Below are 14,384 nucleotides of genomic sequence, written 5' to 3' on the forward strand. Positions count from 1 at the left end.
TTGCGACGTTTGCTTTTGTTTTTCCATCAATTTCTAATGTTTGACCTACATAAATCAAATCTGGATTCAAAATCTTATTATCTTTAACGATTTTATCAACAGATGTTTTGTATTTTGTCGCAAGAACGGACAAGGTGTCTCCTGATTGAACCGTGTAAGTATCTGCACTAACTACCCCTGCTACAAAGAGAGTAACTGCAGCAGTAGCTCCAAGAATTGTTGTTTTTAAGGTAAATTTTTTAGATAGTTTCATAAGATAGTTCCTTTCATCTAACTATAACCATCATACAACCTTACTGTTACACAATTTTTGTTCTTTCTTTACAATTATTACAGAGACATTGAAATTAGACAATAAAACGTCAAATTATAGCCTTTAGTTCTTTAAAAGATATAAGAGTAGCCCTAACGCCACCATTATCACAATGGAGAAGGTATCTCTCCTTTTCCATTTCAAAACGCGATACTTGGTTCGACCATCCCCACCCTGATATCCTCTCGCCTCAATAGCTGTAGCCAAGGCTTCGGCACGTTTAAAACTTGATGCAAATAAAGGAATCAAGATTGGAATGACTGCTCGAATCCTCTTCACAATCGAGCCTTCACTAAAATCAACCCCACGCGCACGTTGTGCATTCATAATCCTTTGGGTATCATCCATCAGAGTCGGAACAAATCGGAGACTCATCGATAACATTAAGCCAATTTCATGAACTGGGACCTTAAATCTGGCTAACGGTTTTAAGGAAGCTTCGACACCATCTGCCAAGGCTAACGGTGTAGTGGTCAAGGTTAATAAGGTGGAAAAAAAGACAATCAGAATAAAGCGACAAAAGATAATCGCTCCCATCCGTAAACTTTCTGTCGTGATTCTTAAAACCCAAAACTGCCAGACGACATGTTCTCCAGCAACAAAAAAAACTTGAAACAAGGTAGTAAATAAGATAATCCCAATCATGGGTTTCAACCCTTTTATGAAAAAAGATAGTTTTATCCCTGTAATGGTAATAAGAAACCATACAAACCCTATTAATAATAGGTTTGTAAGGAGATTATTTGCAAAGAAAACAATGAGTAGAAATAAAACAACTGCTAATAATTTACTCCGAGGGTCTAAACGATGGATAATCGAATTTCCTGGAATATAGCGTCCTAATATGAGTCTATCCATGTTTGACTACCTCCAAAAACTCCTCCATTCGAATCGGCAAGTGGTCAAATCTCATCCCTTTTTCTTGCAGACCAGCAGCTAATTTCGTGATTTTAGGAACCCCAAGTTGGATGTCTTCCATAAATGAGATATCTTGGAAAATCTGTTGCGGTGTCCCTGATAAAATCATTTGCCCTGATTGCATGACATACACCCAGTCAGCATACTCTGCTACATCATCCATTAAATGAGTCACTAAAACAATCGTCATCCCTTTTTGATGGAGCTCTTGAAACAAATCCATCAATTCCTGCCGGCCGGATGGGTCTAGTCCCGCCGTTGGTTCATCTAAAACCAATACATTGGGTTCCATCGCCAAAATACCTGCAATAGCGACCCGTCGCATTTGTCCACCAGATAATTCAAATGGGCTTTTTTCAAAAAATTCTTCGCCGATTCCGACAAGTAAGAGTTTTTGACGGGCAAGTTTTTCAGCTTCCTCCTTCGAAACCCCAAAATTTTGAGGGCCAAATGCAACATCTTTTAGGACGGTTTCTTCAAATAATTGACTTTCCGAAAATTGAAAAACCAGTCCTACTCGTCGACGAACCTGCTTAATATCTTTGTTGGTAGAGGTTGGTGTAATGACGGTTTCATCCACAACAACTTGCCCTCGAGTTGGGATATTCAAGCCATTTAACAGCTGTAGAATCGTTGATTTTCCAGATCCAGTATGACCAATCAAAGCAGTGTAACTACCATCTTTAACTTCTAAATCCACTCCAAATAGAGCCTGACCTTCAAATGGTGTATCCACCTGATACGTAAAATCTACTTTTTGGAGACTAATTCCCATAATGTATCCTGCAAATCCTTTTCCGTAAAATAACGATCATCTAGCGGTACCCCTGACTGTCGTAACTTGTCCGCCAATTGTACCGTAAATGGTTGACTCAACCCAATACTTTTTAAATCTTTCCGCACAAACAATTCTTCTGGACTGGAGATAGACTCAATCTCTCCCTCCTGCATCACGATAACACGATCACTCATCGCAACTTCTTCTAAATCATGCGTAATAGAAATAACAGTCATCTCATGTAATTCTTTAATCTCATTGACTACTTTTATCAATTCGATGCGACCTTCTGGATCCAACATACTGGTTGCCTCGTCTAAGATAAGAATCTCTGGCCGCATGGCCACTACACCTGCAATGGCAACTCGTTGTTTTTGGCCACCAGATAAGCGAGCTGGTTCGCGCGTTTTGAACTCACTCATCCCCACCAACTCTAGGGCTCCCATGACACGTTTTTGCATTTCTTCTCTAGGGATCCCTTGGTTTTCAAGACCAAAAGCAACATCGTCTTCAACTGTTGCTCCGACAAATTGGTTATCTGGATTTTGAAACACCATGCCAATATGACGTCGTTTTTCAATCACATTGTCGACTGTTAATTGGTCCCCTAAAATCCAAATTTCACCCTCATCAGCTTCCAAAAGGCCGTCAATTAAGCGAATCGTGGTGGATTTTCCAGAACCGTTATGCCCCACAATTGAAAGCCACTCTCCTTGTTTCACGTGAAACGAAACATCCTTTAAGGTGTACGTTTCTTGGGAACTCTCGTATTTATACCGTATCTTTTTTAGTTCAATTATTGATTTCATTTCGCCTTGTACATTTCCTTAAAATGTATCCTTAAATAAGAACCGCGCTCCCTTAAAGTAATCATATCCAGAATAAATAGTGAAAAATAGAGCAATATACAATAAGATATTTCCAACTAAAAATTGATGGCAAAGTAGAAGAATAATAGCAAACATTTGCGAGAATGTTTTAATCTTTCCGGGCATCGCTGCTGCTAAAACAGTTCCTCCATTTTCAACTAAGAGGAGTCTCAATCCTGTAACAGCCAACTCCCGACAGATGATAAGAGCTGCAACCCAGGCAGGCACGTATCCAATTTCAACTAACATAATAAATGCCGTCATCACTAGGATTTTATCTGCCATTGGATCAGCAAATTTACCAAAATTAGAGACAACTTTCCATTTTCGAGCGAGATAGCCATCTAAAAAATCTGTAAAACTTGCTAGCGCAAACAAAAATGCTGCAAGAAGATGAACTTCTACATGATTCCAAAGAGTTAACAATAAGATAAAGATCGGAATGACAAAAATGCGACCGATTGTTAATATATTGGGGATATTTTCCTTTTTCATTTTTCACCTATTTTTGTATAAGAATGGTTGCGGGTTGGTCATTGGGGAATCGTGAAATATCCAATGGTTGACCAGCAATGTTCACTGTCACTCCTTCGGTCACACCAATCACTAATGTAGCCGATTGGATAGTCTCAGGTAGGGTCGTTGTTACTTGAGGATTTTCAGATGAAATCACCACCCCATCTGATAATTCTGTCCCACTTAGACTAATCCAACTGGTTGTATTTTTACCAGAAATACTCACAGGAAGCGAGCCCTTGCTCCCAGATACTGTGACCGTCATCTGTGTCCCATCCATCTGAGTCACCATCGATACGGATTCAGAAGAGGGACTGGTAGAAGACTGTGAGGAACTGGACTCCGTTGTTGAAAGAGAGGTAGAGGTCTCCTTCACAACACTATATGATGAGCCAGAAACCGAAGGACTAGTCCAATTTTGTCTTGTCCTAGTATAAATAACAAAAGTGATGAACAAAATAATGACCAGAGCAAGTAAAATCAAATAGATTAATGGTAAGAAGGAAGAAAACGTCCGGTAACTTCTGCCCTTCCGGCTAGATCTCCTAGATTTCTCATCTTCTCCTTCAAATTCTTCCTCATAAGCCACCAAGGCTCCATGATCAAATGCTTCTAATAAAATGGAACTGTCTAAATCTAATTCGTTTGCGTATCTTTCTAAGAAAGACCGGATATAACGCTCATCAGGAATGGCATCAAAATCATTATATTCCAGAGCTTGCAAGTATTTCACTTGAATATTTGTCCGCTTTTGCATTTCCCGTAAGCCAATACCGGTATCTAATCGGGTTTCTCTTAAAATTTCACCGATACTTTTCCGTCTCATCGCTACCCCCTTCTCTTTCGTATAGTCAATTACTTATTTTATCAAAATTTAGCCAAATTAGCGATGAAGAAGATAAAAACTATCCAATCAAAGAGATTGAGGCCTTTTTTCTATAGGAGTGACCACACACTTTGAAACAAAAGCTGTTTGAGAAAAATCTCTTCCAACCTGCAAAACTTCCTCTAAAGAAAGATCTTCCAATAACTGAGGAATATCTAAGTAGCTATAGCAAGATTCCCAAAAAAGAGAATATTCTGTCGCTAATCCATCTACACTATTTAAACTTCTTAAAAAATTCGCATGCCACTTATTTTTTTCTAAAACGAGTTGACTGTCTGTAAAGGAAGAAGTGGATTGAAGTTCCTCCATATAATCACTCAATTCCTCCAAAACCTCATTAGGTGCAGGTGAGTCCGAGTAAATGATTAGATACTGAAAATACCGATTGACTTCGACTTCAATTGTAAACGAGGTGTCAACCTTTCCAGATTGATAAAGTTCATCGTACTTTTCCGACAGGCTCCCTAAGGCCAGTTGACAATAGAGAGATAAAAGCAATTTGTAGTGAAAGACATCTCCATTCATCACTTGACTTCCCCTATATCCAAGTGCAAATTTTGGGGATGAAACCATTAATTCCAATTCAAGAAACGCCACCGGCAAAGCAGAACAAAAGTCTATCGTTGGTACATCTTTTACTTGTAGTTCCCGTTTTTGAAAAGGTAAACTGTCAATTGCAGACACCACCTGTTGATCAACTTGTCCTACAAGAACGAGATGCATATTTTGAGGTTGATAAAAATTCCAATAAAATTCTTCCAATACCGATTGATGAATCTCTTTGATACTCGATGTACTTCCGGCGATATCATTCGCAAGCGGACTAGCAGGATACAGGGCAGCAAGTAATTTTTGACGGAGGTAGGAGTCTGGATCATCCTGATACATTAAAATCTCCTGTCGAATAATCTCTCTTTCTTGATTGATTGACACATCTGTAAAGTTTACACTTGCAATCATTTCAAACAACAAGGTGATGGCTTCCAATATCCGATGACTAGATTGGAAAGTATAAGCTGTACTTGTAAATTCTGTAAATGCATTCGATTCCACATTCAATTTGGAAAATTCTTGCATGGCATCCTTATGATCCGCTAACTCAAATATCTTATGCTCCAAAAAATGTGCTATCCCTGCTGGATAGTGAAAAATGCCGTCCCTTAACGGAATAGTGGTATGGATGGATCCAACTCCAACAGATAAAATCCCGCTCGTTTCATGATAGTCTTTCATTGGAATGATTGTGATTTTCATACCATTCCTCAAGGAACCAACGAATATATCCTCTTTTAAAAATGGACTTTGTATTCTCTTCAATCTTCTATCCCCTCTAGATAATAACTAGCTTGTAAACTTAAATGCCTTGCAAGATTTTGGAGATCGTCAGGTGAAACTTTTGCAATGTCATTCTGATATTTGGAGTCATCTAGGGAAAGCCCATCTATTAATAACGTGTGTGTTCTATCCATCATCTCATAAGGATTGTCTTTTAAAACTTGATAGTGTCTCAATAGAAACTCTTTTGATCGTTTTAATAATGCTTCATCTATGATTCCGTGATTCATTTTCAAAATCTCTTCTTCTACTTTTTTTTGAGCAGTTTCTCGATTTGAACTTGAAATTCCCATGTAAATACATAGTTGTCGAGCTTGTAAATCTAGATCACTGGCTACAGTATAAGCAATCCCTAATTTTTCCCGTAATTCTTGAAACAAAATAGAATCACTCCCAGAACCAAAGTAAGTATGAAAAACAACAATGGTCGCCTTCATTTTTTCATTCTGAATCATGGGTAATAAGTATCCTAATTCAAGAACAGATTGATGTAACGGAAGCGAAACTTTTTCCATTTTTATCTCTTTAGTTGGTGTTAGCTGTCCTTTGATTGAAAAAGCACGATCGGAAAAAGAAGGACATTCCTCCAAATACCTAAAAACAGTTGAAGGAAATTCCCCATGTAAAAAAATATCCACACGGTCTTCTGTGACCATCCGAACATATTCCTGGTACAGTTCAGCAGATGCAATCTTCCGAACGGCTTCTTTAGAGCCAAATTTTGATCCAGCCAGATTCGAATCTTCTAGAAATAGAGTTTGTAAACCAAGACTAGCACGGTAAAAACTATCTTCTAAAAGACTATCCAATAACCGAATCAGTTGTATCTTTTCAATCTCAACAAGATCTTCAGGAAAGATTTCATTCACCAAAAAAGGATCAAATAAACAAGACAATAATAATTGAATCCCCTCATTTTGAAGATCAAGTTTCTCTCTTGTAAACTTCGTCTTTACAAGATTGAGTGAGATTTCAAAAACATGATAAATTCCTTTTTTATGAAGATTCGTCGTTATTTCAGCACCATATAACTCGGCTAACCGTTGTTCAAATCTTCTTCTCGAAGGATAATCCATCGTCATACTTCCTATTAAATTCAGTAAAAGTGCTCTTTTCGAAGCCCTTTCTTTTGTAAACTTAGTTGTAAAGTATATTGTCAGTATATTTGTCGTTGTTCGTTGATCTTGTAAATAATGTAAAGATACATTTTTAGCTAGTTCCATTGAATTTTTTCCTTCCGATTTAAAGTATATTATAGCATGTTACGAGTCTTTAAAAAAGATTTTCTAATTCCTAGTCTGATTTATGCTATAATACTTTTAGTGTTTTTAGGAGGAATAAGATGTTAGAATTCAAGCTGTTTGAGGATTATATTACTCTTCAATCACTCTTAAAGGAGTTACGAATCATTCAAAGTGGAGGAGCAGTCAAACCCTTTTTAGCAACGACAGAGGTTTTATTAAACAACGAACCTGAAAATCGCAGGGGGAAAAAAATACGAGCAAGGGACATTGTCTCTATTCCTAGTCTTGATATAAAAATCTCTGTTCTAGCTCCCACACAAGAAGAAAGGGCTGAAAAAGAGCTTGAAATTGCCGAACAGGAACGAGTTAAAAACTTAGTCAAACAGATGAACAAATCATCAAAAATAAAAAATGGGAAAAAGAATTCACATGAGAAAAAAGTAGTTCGATTTCCAGGAAGATAGGCCATGTGGATTAAAGAGATAGAATTACAAGACTACCGAAATTACAACCACCTCCATGCAGAATTTTCTCCACAATTAAATGTTTTTGTCGGAAAAAATGCGCAAGGAAAAACGAATTTCTTAGAATCCATCTACTTTTTATCCCTTACTCGGAGCCATCGTACGCGAAGTGATAAGGATCTCATTTCTTTTAATAAGCAAAACCTAACGATTAAAGGAATTATCGAACGCCGCTCAGGGGAAACCTCTTTAGAAATTTTATTATCTGATAAAGGTCGAACAACAAAAGTGAACCATTTACGGCAAGCAAAACTCTCCGATTATATCGGTACTATGAACGTTGTCCTTTTCGCACCTGAAGACCTCCAGCTTGTCAAAGGCTCTCCAAGTTTGAGAAGGAAATTTTTAGATATAGACCTAGGACAGATCAAACCGGTATACCTAACTGATCTCTCTAATTATAATCATGTCTTGAAACAACGAAACACTTATTTAAAGAATACGAGAGAGATTGATCACACTTTCCTTACTGTTTTAGATGAACAACTAGCGTTTTACGGAACAAAAGTCATACAGCATCGGTCTGAATTTGTACAGTTACTTTCTAAAGAAGCTGACAAAAATCATTCTGCTATTTCAAATCAACTCGAAAGCCTTACGATCCAATATGTGAGTTCAATCAATTTTACAGATAATGACAATATCCTTGATCGTTTTGTCAATCACCTGTCCAAAAATCGTCAAAAAGATATCGGAAAAAAAGTAACAAGTGTCGGCCCCCATCGAGACGATTTAGTCTTTACCATAAATGGTTTAAATGCTACTTTTGGTAGTCAAGGGCAACAAAGAAGCCTCATTCTGTCCTTGAAACTAGCTGAAATTGAATTGATTAAGTCAGTGACTAACGAATATCCTATTCTTCTTTTAGATGATGTAATGAGTGAATTGGATATCTCCCGTCAAACAAAACTAATTGAGGGAATTAAAGAAAATGTTCAAACCTTTATCACAACGACAAGTCTGGAACATTTACATCATCTACCTGACGATATCACTGTTTTTACGATTGATCATGGGAAATTAGTGTAAAGAGATATGGACATTCTTGTTAAGGATCTCGCAATAGAAAGAACTCATTTTAAGGGTATGCTTCCAAAAGATCTGCGCAAAAAAGAAAATAATATTTTGAGGCACGGGGAACGATATTCCTAAACTAGGTTAAGGAATCTCCTAGATAGCCACAATCTGCCACTGGATAATCTTACCTCTCAGCTATTCTTATCTAAAATAAAATTTAAAAATATTCTTTTCTATTTCAAAAGGACATTGACAGCTCTGTCAATGTCCTTTACAATCTTATTCAAGAAATTCAAAAATCGTTATATGGCTTTTCATTACTCCTACCAAAAAGCTTGGGAATACAAATCCCAAGCTTTTGTTTATTGTACAGAATAATTAGGTGCTTCATTGGTAATTTGAACATCATGTGGATGGCTTTCTTTTAAACCAGCCCCAGACATTTCAATAAATTGTGCATTTTCACGCAGTTCTTCCAGAGTCGCTGCTCCACAATATCCCATCCCAGAACGGATTCCACCAATCATCTGGAAAACAATATCTGCCGCAGAGCCCTTATAAGCAACACGACCTTCGATTCCTTCTGGAACTAGCTTATTAGCCTCATTGACAGATCCTTGGAAGTATCGATCGCTTGATCCTTTTTTCATAGCGGCAATAGATCCCATTCCTCGATAAGATTTGTATTTCCGCCCTTGGAAAATCTCAGTTTCACCAGGTGCTTCATCGGTTCCTGCAAACATGGATCCTAACATTACTGCATTACCACCTGCTGCCAATGCTTTGACAATATCCCCAGAATATTTAATTCCTCCATCTGCAATAATGGTGCGTCCATACTCTCTTGCGACACTAGCTGCATCGTAAATAGCTGTCACCTGTGGGACACCAACTCCTGCTACAACACGAGTGGTACAGATAGAACCTGGTCCGATTCCTACTTTTACGACATCAACTCCTGCTTCATAAAGGGCACGAGCTCCCTCAGCTGTTGCAATATTTCCAGCGATAAGAGTGCGATCAGGAAAATGATTCCGAATTTCAGCGATTTTACGCAATACCCCAGCAGAATGTCCATGTGCGGTATCAATGACAATCGCATCTGCTCCTGCTTCAAACAAAGCTTCTGCCCGTTCAAAAGTATCTGATGTAACTCCGACAGCTCCGGCAACTAGGAGACGACCAAATTCATCTTTGGCTGCATTTGGAAACTCAATTACTTTTTCAATATCTTTAATGGTAATTAACCCAGATAAACGTCCCTGCTTGTCGACTAGAGGCAATTTTTCAATCCGATGTTCATGTAAGATACGCTCAGCTTCCTCTAGTCCTGTCCCTACAGGAGCAGTAATCAATTTCTCAGATGTCATATGTTTGGCAATTGGAGTATGGTAATCATTGATAAAACGCATATCTCGATTGGTGATAATTCCTACCAATTTTCGGCTTTCAAGAGTTTCCACGATAGGTACCCCACTAATGCGATAGGTTTGCATCAATTCTTCCGCATCTTGGACTTCGTGTTCTGGTGTTAAAAAGAACGGATCAATAATGACACCATTTTCAGAACGTTTCACCTTGCGAATTTCTTCAGCTTGCTGGGCAATAGGCATATTTTTATGAACAACTCCTAAACCACCTGCACGCGCAATTGCAATGGCCATCTTGCTATCCGTAACCGTATCCATTGCAGCAGTGATAATTGGGATATTTAAAATTAAATTTTTAGCTAACTGCGTCTTCATGCTCACTTCATTTGGAAGAACATGGCTCTCAGCTGGAATCAACAAAACATCATCAAATGTAAAACCTTTTTTTGCGAATTTAGTATCCCAATTTGACATTCCGAACAGACCTTCTTTCTTTTTCTTTTCATTAAATGAATTGATATTTTTATTATGATATCATTTTAATTTTTTTTGTCAATGATTATTCGTTATAATTTCTAATGAGGATGTTCTTTCTCTTTTTTCCCTATAGTTCTTCAAATTATCCGAACTTTTATATGAAATGTCCATAGAATAGTACATAAAAAAGGGGAAATCCCCCTTTATTTTTATTTTAGAAATATGAAATTCCCATGGCCGATTTGACTTCTGATAAAGTGTCACTTGCTACTTGACGAGCTCGTAGAGAACCTTTTTCCAACATGCGATATACTTCACCCATATCTTTAGCGAATTCTAAGCGACGTTCCCGAATAGGTCCCAGTTCTCTCTCTAAAATATCCAATAGATAACGTTTTGTTTTTACATCTCCTAGGCCACCACGCTGGTAATGTTCTTTCATTTCCGCAATTTCAGCAGCATCCTCTGGACGTCCAAAGACATCTAGATAATGAAAGACCATATTTCCTTCAATTTTTCCCGGATCCTCTACACGAATATGATTTGGGTCCGTATACATACTCATAACTTTTTTCTTGAGCGTATCCGCATCATCTGCTAGATAGATACCATTTCCCAATGATTTAGACATCTTGGCATTTCCATCTAATCCAGGCAGGCGTCCTGCAGCCTCATTTTCTGGATAAATCCCTTCGGGTTCTACCAAAACGTCACATTGATAAGCATGATGAAAGGAACGAACAATCTCACGAGTCTGTTCAATCATTGGTTTTTGATCATTCCCAACAGGAACGTAATTGGCCTTAAAAGCTGTGATATCCGCAGCTTGTGAAATTGGATACACCAAAAAGCCTGCTGGAATGCTTTCTCCAAACCCTTTTTGAGCAATCTCTGTCTTGACTGTAGGATTGCGTTCTAAACGAGCAAGCGAAACCAAATTCATGTAATACATGGATAATTCTGCCAATTCAGGAATTTGACTCTGAATAAAAATAGTTACTTTTTCTGGATCAAGACCTACTGCCAGATAATCTAATGCAACGTTCCCTATAGATTCAACAATCGTCTGCGGATCCTTCGCATGATCTGTCAAGGCCTGCTGATCAGCTAGAAATACAAACATATCATATTTGTCTTCTTTTTGTAGAAGCACTCGGTTTCGTAAACTTCCAACATAATGTCCAATATGAAGTTTCCCAGTTGGCCGGTCTCCTGTTAAAATGATAGGTTTTGACATGATGACTCCTTTAAATAAAAAACACACAAAGCAAATCTGCTATGTGAGAGGGCTATCATTAAAGTGATGACTGCTAGATTCCGCAACATTCACGATACGGAATGCCACTATGAATCTATTCAAAAATCTTTCTGAATAGACCTTTTTCTTTTCGTACGATTTATCTTCTTCAAAATCGTAAAATCCCACACTATTACAAACGATTATATAATGGTTTATATCGTAAGTCAAGTTACGGGAGAAAAACCTTGACGAAACCAAAAAAACCACTGATAATAGAGATATTGAATGTAAGGAGAAGGATTGGAATGAAACAAAAAATAAAAGATTTCTCACTCGTTACGATTGGTTCCTTAGTCGCAGCACTGGGTTACAATAGCTTTCTGGTGGAGAATCAAATCGCTTCTGGTGGAATCAGTGGACTTGCAGTGAGCATGAAGGCCCTTTTTGGGTGGAACCCAGGTAATTTCGTAATGATTCTAGCTGTACCGTTACTTCTTATTTGTTGGATTTTCTTAGGAAAAGATGTGTTTATTAAAACCTTTTATGGCTCTTTCATTTTCCCGTTTTTTATTCGCTTAACAGAAAACATTCCAACAATGACCCACCAACCATTATTGGCCTCTCTATTTGGAGGATTTATTTTAGGGGTAGGATTAGGACTGGTCTTTTTCGGAAACTCTTCTACTGGTGGGACAGGTATTATTACTCAAATTCTTCACAAATATACCCCACTGCCCCTAGGTGTCGTCCTCCTCATCACAGACGGTATCATAGTTGGAATTAGTGCAATTGCATTTGATATGGATATTGTCATGTATTCCATTATTTCCTTGATTGTGGTTTCCTTTACGATTGACGCTATGATGACTGGACTTCATTCCTCAAGAAATCTCCTGATCATTTCGAAAAAGGAAAAAGAAGTTCGTCAATTTATCCTTGAAAAAGCTGACCGTGGTGTCACGCAAATTCCCATTAAGGGCGGTTATTCTGGATACGATAAGTGGATGTTGATGACAACCTTGTCAACTCATGAACTTCCTAAAATCCAAGCAACTATTCAAGAACTAGATCCGACAGCCTTTATGGTCATTATGCCGGCTACAAAGGTTATTGGTCGAGGATTTAGCCTTCATAAGGACTATCGAGACTCAGATGATGACTTCCTTGTCCCGATGTAGAATCAATTGATTAATTTCTTATATTCTAGTAAAATAAGCTTAATAATTAGAAAGTCAGGAGAGAAAATTGTTAACAGTAACTGATGTATCCTTACGTTTTAGTGACCGCAAACTATTCGATGAAGTCAATATTAACTTTACAGAGGGAAATACCTATGGTTTAATAGGAGCCAACGGTGCAGGTAAATCAACTTTCCTCAAAATTCTTGCGGGTGACATTGAACCAAGTACAGGTCATATTTCCTTAGGTCCTGATGAACGTCTTTCTGTTCTTCGTCAAAATCATTTTGACTACGAAGAAGAGCGTGTGATTGATGTTGTCATCATGGGAAATGAAAAACTCTACAGTATCATGAAAGAAAAAGATGCCATTTATATGAAAGAAGATTTTTCTGATGAAGATGGTGTCCGTGCAGCGGAATTAGAAGGAGAATTTGCCGAACTTGGGGGTTGGGAGGCTGAAAGTGAAGCTTCTCAATTATTGCAAAACCTGAATATTCCTGAAGACTTTCATTATCAAAATATGAGCGAACTTGCAAATGGGGATAAGGTGAAGGTCCTACTTGCAAAGGCCCTTTTTGGTAAACCAGATGTACTCCTTTTGGACGAACCAACTAACGGTCTTGATATTCAATCTATTTCCTGGCTAGAAGATTTCTTGATTGACTTTGATAATACTGTCATCGTAGTTTCTCACGACCGTCACTTCCTCAATAAAGTGTGTACCCATATGGCAGATTTAGACTTTGGTAAAATCAAGCTCTACGTCGGGAACTATGACTTCTGGAAAGAATCAAGCGAATTAGCTGCTAGATTGCAAGCTGACCGTAATGCAAAGGCAGAAGAAAAAATCAAGCAATTACAAGAATTTGTGGCCCGTTTCTCTGCTAACGCTTCAAAATCAAAACAAGCAACCTCACGTAAAAAAATGTTGGATAAAATCGAACTGGAAGAAATTGTCCCATCCAGTCGTAAATATCCTTTTATTAACTTCAAAGCAGAACGTGAGATTGGAAATGATCTCTTAACAGTAGAAAATCTTTCTGTTAAGATTGACGGAGAAACCATACTTGACAATATCAGCTTTATCTTACGTCCAGGAGATAAAACGGCTCTTATTGGTCAAAATGACATCCAAACGACTGCCCTTATTCGTGCACTCATGGGTGATATTGACTATGAAGGAACTATCAAGTGGGGAGTAACCACTAGTCAATCTTACCTCCCCAAAGACAACTCACGTGATTTTGCGAGTGGAGAAAGTATTCTAGATTGGCTTCGACAATTTGCAAGCAAGGAAGAAGACGACAATACCTTCCTTCGTGGTTTCCTAGGACGGATGCTCTTTTCTGGTGATGAAGTTAACAAGTCTGTCAATGTCTTGTCAGGTGGAGAAAAAGTCCGTGTCATGCTTTCTAAACTCATGCTCCTCAAATCCAATGTCTTAGTCTTAGATGACCCAACTAATCACTTAGATTTGGAATCTATTTCTAGTCTAAATGATGGTTTGAAAAATTTCAAAGAGTCCATTATTTTTGCAAGTCATGATCATGAGTTTATTCAAACCTTAGCCAATCACATCATCGTCCTCTCAAAAAATGGAGTCATTGACAGAATCGATGAAACCTATGATGAGTTTCTTGAAAACATAGCAATTCAAGAAAAAGTAAAAGAATTATGGAAGTAATAAAAAGCGTTATAACGCTTTTTATTATATAG

14 protein-coding genes are annotated in these 14,384 nt (G+C 37.8%); 4 read left to right on the plus strand and 10 right to left on the minus strand.

Annotated features, from left to right (window positions below):
* From STRDD13_RS08495 to STRDD13_RS06135, 8 genes are all read right to left on the minus strand, one after another.
* The coding region (locus tag STRDD13_RS08495) for a LysM peptidoglycan-binding domain-containing protein (protein WP_156471282.1) at positions 1 to 253 on the minus strand (253 nt) is incomplete at its 3' end.
* Between the two features lie 123 nt (positions 254 to 376).
* Positions 377 to 1,171 carry an energy-coupling factor transporter transmembrane component T family protein gene (locus STRDD13_RS06105; protein WP_067103050.1) on the minus strand — a complete coding sequence of 265 codons (795 nt, stop codon included), beginning with the start codon at positions 1,169 to 1,171 and terminating at the stop codon, positions 377 to 379.
* A complete protein-coding gene (locus STRDD13_RS06110) occupies positions 1,164 to 2,006 on the minus strand; it encodes an energy-coupling factor transporter ATPase (RefSeq protein WP_067103052.1) in 843 nt (280 codons plus the stop codon). Before STRDD13_RS06110 ends, STRDD13_RS06105 begins: the two co-directional genes overlap by 8 nt.
* Entirely contained in the window at positions 1,982 to 2,818 is an 837-nt protein-coding gene (locus STRDD13_RS06115) for an energy-coupling factor ABC transporter ATP-binding protein (RefSeq protein ID WP_067103054.1), read from the minus strand. The genes STRDD13_RS06110 and STRDD13_RS06115 overlap by 25 nt, the downstream gene beginning before the upstream one ends.
* An 18-nt stretch (positions 2,819 to 2,836) precedes the next feature.
* Positions 2,837 to 3,373, minus strand: a complete 537-nt coding sequence (gene pgsA, locus STRDD13_RS06120) for a CDP-diacylglycerol--glycerol-3-phosphate 3-phosphatidyltransferase (protein ID WP_067103056.1) — start codon at positions 3,371 to 3,373, stop codon at positions 2,837 to 2,839.
* Positions 3,374 to 3,380: 7 nt separating this feature from the next.
* Positions 3,381 to 4,220 carry a helix-turn-helix domain-containing protein gene (locus STRDD13_RS06125; protein WP_067103058.1) on the minus strand — a complete coding sequence of 280 codons (840 nt, stop codon included), beginning with the start codon at positions 4,218 to 4,220 and terminating at the stop codon, positions 3,381 to 3,383.
* A gap of 87 nt (positions 4,221 to 4,307) precedes the next feature.
* A complete protein-coding gene (yfmH, locus tag STRDD13_RS06130; RefSeq protein ID WP_443031062.1) occupies positions 4,308 to 5,597 on the minus strand; it encodes an EF-P 5-aminopentanol modification-associated protein YfmH in 1,290 nt (429 codons plus the stop codon).
* Positions 5,594 to 6,838: a M16 family metallopeptidase gene (locus STRDD13_RS06135; protein ID WP_082781188.1), complete on the minus strand. Its 1,245-nt coding sequence runs from the start codon at positions 6,836 to 6,838 to the stop codon at positions 5,594 to 5,596. The genes yfmH and STRDD13_RS06135 overlap by 4 nt, the downstream gene beginning before the upstream one ends.
* A 119-nt stretch (positions 6,839 to 6,957) precedes the next feature.
* Between STRDD13_RS06135 and STRDD13_RS06140 the strand changes: the two genes are divergently transcribed.
* Together STRDD13_RS06140 and recF are read left to right on the plus strand one after the other, a co-directional pair.
* Positions 6,958 to 7,323: an RNA-binding S4 domain-containing protein gene (locus STRDD13_RS06140; protein ID WP_067103063.1), complete on the plus strand. Its 366-nt coding sequence runs from the start codon at positions 6,958 to 6,960 to the stop codon at positions 7,321 to 7,323.
* 3 nt (positions 7,324 to 7,326) lie between these two features.
* Positions 7,327 to 8,412 carry a DNA replication/repair protein RecF gene (gene recF / locus STRDD13_RS06145; protein ID WP_067103065.1) on the plus strand — a complete coding sequence of 362 codons (1,086 nt, stop codon included), beginning with the start codon at positions 7,327 to 7,329 and terminating at the stop codon, positions 8,410 to 8,412.
* Positions 8,413 to 8,762: 350 nt separating this feature from the next.
* On the opposite strand, the gene guaB is transcribed toward recF, so the two are convergent.
* Together guaB and trpS are read right to left on the minus strand one after the other, a co-directional pair.
* Positions 8,763 to 10,244 (minus strand): IMP dehydrogenase, encoded by a 1,482-nt coding sequence (guaB, locus tag STRDD13_RS06150; RefSeq protein WP_067103067.1) that lies wholly within the window; start codon positions 10,242 to 10,244, stop codon positions 8,763 to 8,765.
* A gap of 217 nt (positions 10,245 to 10,461) precedes the next feature.
* The gene (gene trpS, locus STRDD13_RS06155) at positions 10,462 to 11,484 is read right to left on the minus strand and encodes a tryptophan--tRNA ligase (RefSeq protein WP_067103069.1); all 1,023 of its coding nucleotides are present in this window, start codon (positions 11,482 to 11,484) and stop codon (positions 10,462 to 10,464) included.
* Positions 11,485 to 11,792: 308 nt separating this feature from the next.
* Here trpS and STRDD13_RS06160 point away from each other — a divergent pair, with 308 nt between their 5' ends.
* Together STRDD13_RS06160 and STRDD13_RS06165 are read left to right on the plus strand one after the other, a co-directional pair.
* Positions 11,793 to 12,665, plus strand: a complete 873-nt coding sequence (locus STRDD13_RS06160; protein ID WP_067103071.1) for a YitT family protein — start codon at positions 11,793 to 11,795, stop codon at positions 12,663 to 12,665.
* A gap of 67 nt (positions 12,666 to 12,732) precedes the next feature.
* Entirely contained in the window at positions 12,733 to 14,352 is a 1,620-nt protein-coding gene (locus STRDD13_RS06165; RefSeq protein ID WP_067103073.1) for an ATP-binding cassette domain-containing protein, read from the plus strand.
* Positions 14,353 to 14,384 lie beyond the last annotated feature (32 nt).

Source organism: Streptococcus sp. DD13 (assembly GCF_001578875.1).
In the GTDB taxonomy this organism is placed as follows: domain Bacteria; phylum Bacillota; class Bacilli; order Lactobacillales; family Streptococcaceae; genus Streptococcus.